At 52.5% G+C, this 4,281-nt stretch carries 2 tRNA genes and 2 rRNA genes; all 4 read right to left on the bottom strand.

Features of this window, described 5'->3' with window-relative positions:
- Positions 1-2,069: ribosomal RNA gene (locus H9X91_RS13880) — 23S ribosomal RNA — on the bottom strand; the annotation flags it as partial.
- Positions 2,070-2,347: 278 nt separating this feature from the next.
- Positions 2,348-2,424 (bottom strand) — tRNA-Ile (locus H9X91_RS13875).
- A gap of 27 nt (positions 2,425-2,451) precedes the next feature.
- Positions 2,452-2,527, bottom strand: a tRNA-Ala gene (locus H9X91_RS13870).
- A gap of 159 nt (positions 2,528-2,686) precedes the next feature.
- A 16S ribosomal RNA gene (locus H9X91_RS13865) occupies positions 2,687-4,216 on the bottom strand.
- Positions 4,217-4,281 lie beyond the last annotated feature (65 nt).

Raw genomic sequence — 4,281 nt, 5'->3', positions numbered from 1 at the left:
AAGCCTCCCACCTATCCTGTACATGGGTTACCGAATTCCAGTATTAAGCTGCAGTAAAGCTCCATGGGGTCTTTCCGTCTAGTTGCGGGTAACTGGTATCTTCACCAGTACTACAATTTCGCCGGGCGGGCTGTTGAGACAGTGCCCAAATCATTACGCCTTTCGTGCGGGTCAGAACTTACCTGACAAGGAATTTCGCTACCTTAGGACCGTTATAGTTACGGCCGCCGTTTACCGGGGCTTCAATTCAATGCTTCGCTTGCGCTGACATCTCCTCTTAACCTTCCGGCACCGGGCAGGCGTCAGCCCATATACGTCATCTTTCGATTTAGCATAGACCTGTGTTTTTGGTAAACAGTTGCTTGGGCCTTTTCACTGCGGCCTCTTTCGAGGCTCCCCTTATTCCGAAGTTACGGGGTCAACTTGCCGAGTTCCTTAACAACCCTTCTCCCGTTGGCCTTAGGATTCTCTCCTCATCTACCTGTGTCGGTTTGCGGTACGGGCACCTTAGTATACATCAGAGCTTTTCTCGCCTCTCAGCATCGCGGACTTCGCTACTATAATTTCGCTCCCTTTCGCCCGGGTCAACCAACGCCCGGGTCCCGCTATCCAAAAGTGTCCCTCTGACTTAAAGTTCGGTGGCTACGGAATTTCTACCGTATGTGCATCGACTACGCCTTTCGGCCTCGCCTTAGCTCCCGGCTTACCTTGGGCGGACGAACCTTCCCCAAGAAACCTTAGATTTTCGGCCATTATGATTCCCACATAATTCTCGCTACTCATTCCGGCATTCTCACTTCCATGCAGTCCACCGCTGCTTCCGCTGCGACTTCGCCCCACATGGAACGCTCCCCTACCACTGTCCTAAGACAATCCTAAGCTTCGGTTAGATGCTTAGCCCCGTTACATTTTCCGCGCAGAGTCACTCGACCAGTGAGCTATTACGCACTCTTTTAATGAGTGGCTGCTTCTAAGCCAACATCCTGGTTGTTTTCGCAACTCCACATCGTTTTCCACTTAGCATCTATTCGGGACCTTAGCTGTAGGTCTGGGCTGTTTCCCTTTTGACAATGAAACTTATCTCACACTGTCTGACTGCTATGCATCAATTAGCCGGCATTCTTAGTTTGATAGGCGTTGGTAACCTTATCGGCCCCGCTACCATTCAGTGCTTTACCTCCGGTAATCTAACATAACGCTAGCCCTAAAGCTATTTCGGGGAGAACCAGCTATCTCCGAGTTCGATTGGAATTTCACCGCTACCCACAAGTCATCCGCCACCATTGCAACGGGGGTCGGTTCGGTCCTCCATGGGGTTTCACCCCCACTTCAACCTGCTCATGGGTAGGTCACCCGGTTTCGGGTCTATGGCAACGAACTTTACGCCCTATTCAGACTCGCTCTCGCTTCGCCTCCGGTACTGAATACCTTAAGCTCGCTCGTTACTATAACTCGCCGGACCGTTCTACAAAAAGTACGCCATCACACTTTAACGTGCTTTGACAGCTTGTAAGCACAAGGTTTCAGGTTCTCTTTCACTCCCCTCCCGGGGTCCTTTTCACCTTTCCCTCACGGTACTGCTCCTCTATCGGTCATCAGGTAGTATTTAGGCTTGGAGGGTGGTCCCCCCTGTTTCCCACGGGGTTTCACGTGTCCCGCGGTACTCTGGATCCAGTCTCACGGCCTTCTCTTTCGGATACGGGGCTCTCACCCTCTGTGGCGGGCCTTCCCAGACCCTTCTCCTAGATAACTTCCGCTAAATGACTGTCCGCAACCCCGAGGAATAAATCCCTCGGTTTGGCCTCTTCCGCGTTCGCTCGCCACTACTTGCGGAATCTCGGTTGATGTCTCTTCCTCGCCCTACTTAGATGTTTCAGTTCAGGCGGTTCCCTTCCTACGCCTATTTTGTTCAACGCAGGATGACTGGATATTGTCCAGCCGGGTTGCCCCATTCGGAGATCCCCGGATCAATGGATATTTGCTCCTCCCCGAGGCTTTTCGCAGCTTGTCACGTCCTTCTTCGGCTCCTGATGCCAAGGCATTCCCCTTGCGCTCTTTCCAGCTTGACCTATCGCCGTTTTCACAGCGACTTGTCAGAGAATTCTTGGTTCTCTTTGAGAATTATGCAGGCTTTACAAAGATCGAAATTGTATGTCACCCTGCATCCTTTCGAATGCTGTTCCACAATCAATTTGCTTCATCATGCTTCCGCATGATGCCTCTCTGTTGCCTTACTTGCTTTGTCACATTGTTCAGTTTTCAAGGTGCAGAACTCCAACCACTTTTTGCGGTCAGATTTGAAGATCCGATCTTTCGATCAGGTCTTCAAATCCAAAGGCAAATCGCCTGGTGGGCCCGAGTGGGCTCGAACCACCGACCTTACGATTATCAGTCGTACGCTCTAGCCAGCTGAGCTACGGGCCCTCGTATCTCTACGAAGGTTCACTTTTTTGGTGGAGATAGTCGGGTTCGAACCGGCGACCTCCTGCTTGCAAGGCAGGCGCTCTCCCAGCTGAGCTATATCCCCTTCTATCTCCCGGCGTGTACCCTCTAAATTAAACAACGTAACGTCCTTCCAGCTCCAGCTGACCAGGAATTCCGTTGGCTTTCTTCCGACTTTTTTATCAATTATATGCCGCGCTTCGCGCGTCATGTAATCGGTGTCGGAGCCAACTGGTCTCCTTAGAAAGGAGGTGATCCAGCCGCACCTTCCGATACGGCTACCTTGTTACGACTTCACCCCAATTATCGAACCCACCTTCGGCCGCGCCCCCCTTGCGGTTAGGCTACGGACTTCGGGTGTTCCCGACTCTCATGGTGTGACGGGCGGTGTGTACAAGGCCCGGGAACGTATTCACCGCGGCATGCTGATCCGCGATTACTAGCGATTCCGACTTCACGCAGGCGGGTTGCAGCCTGCGATCCGAACTGGGACGGCTTTTGGGGGTTTGCTCTGCCTCGCGGCTTTGCCTCCCTCTGTTGACCGCCATTGTATTACGTGTGTAGCCCAGGACATAAGGGGCATGATGATTTGACGTCGTCCCCACCTTCCTCCGTTTTGTCAACGGCAGTCTCGCTAGAGTGCTCTTGCGTAGCAACTAACAATAGGGGTTGCGCTCGTTGCGGGACTTAACCCAACATCTCACGACACGAGCTGACGACAACCATGCACCACCTGTCTCTGCTTTCCCCGAAGGGCACCTGATGTATCTCTACTTCGTTAGCAGGATGTCAAGCCCTGGTAAGGTTCTTCGCGTTGCTTCGAATTAAACCACATAATCCACCGCTTGTGCGGGCCCCCGTCAATTCCTTTGAGTTTCAACCTTGCGATCGTACTCCCCAGGTGGGATACTTATTGTGTTAACTGCGGCACGCAGGGGGTCAGTCCCCGCACACCTAGTATCCATCGTTTACAGCGTGGACTACCAGGGTATCTAATCCTGTTTGCTCCCCACGCTTTCGCGCCTCACCGTCAGTTGCCGTCCAGTTATCCGCCTTCGCCACTGGTGTTCTTCCTTATATCTACGCATTTCACCGCTACACAAGGAATTCCGATAACCTCTCCGGTACTCAAGACCAGCAGTTTCAAATGCAGTTTGGAGGTTGAGCCTCCAGATTTCACATCTGACTTACCAGCCCGGCTGCACGCCCTTTACACCCAGTAAATCCGGACAACGCTTGCCACCTACGTATTACCGCGGCTGCTGGCACGTAGTTAGCCGTGGCTTATTCGTCAGGTACCCTCTTCTACTGTTCCCTGACAAAAGAAGTTTACAACCCGAAAGCCTTCTTCCTTCACGCGGCGTTGCTGGGTCAGGCTTGCGCCCATTGCCCAATATTCCCCACTGCTGCCTCCCGTAGGAGTCTGGGCCGTATCTCAGTCCCAATGTGGCCGGTCAACCTCTCAGTCCGGCTACTGATCGTCGCCTAGGTGGGCCGTTACCCCGCCTACTAGCTAATCAGACGCGAGGCCATCTTCCAGCGATAAATCTTTGATATCCAAGGGATGCCCCTCAAATATATCATGCGGTATTAGCAGTCGTTTCCAACTGTTGTCCCCCTCTGGAAGGCAGGTTCCTCACGCGTTACTCACCAGTCCGCCACTAAGCATTCCTATCATTTGGCCGAAACCTCAGTCAAGGGTGCTCCGTTCGACTTGCATGTGTTAAGCACGCCGCCAGCGTTCGTCCTGAGCCAGGATCAAACTCTCTATAAAATGGTATCTAAACGAACCGTGGTCCGTTCAAACCTTCATAGAGCTATTTTCCATAGCTTCATTTT

The sequence above is a fragment of the Oscillibacter valericigenes genome (assembly GCF_016902445.1).
GTDB lineage: Bacteria > Bacillota > Clostridia > Oscillospirales > Oscillospiraceae > Oscillibacter > Oscillibacter avistercoris.
This window is presented reverse-complemented; position numbering and strand designations above follow the sequence as displayed.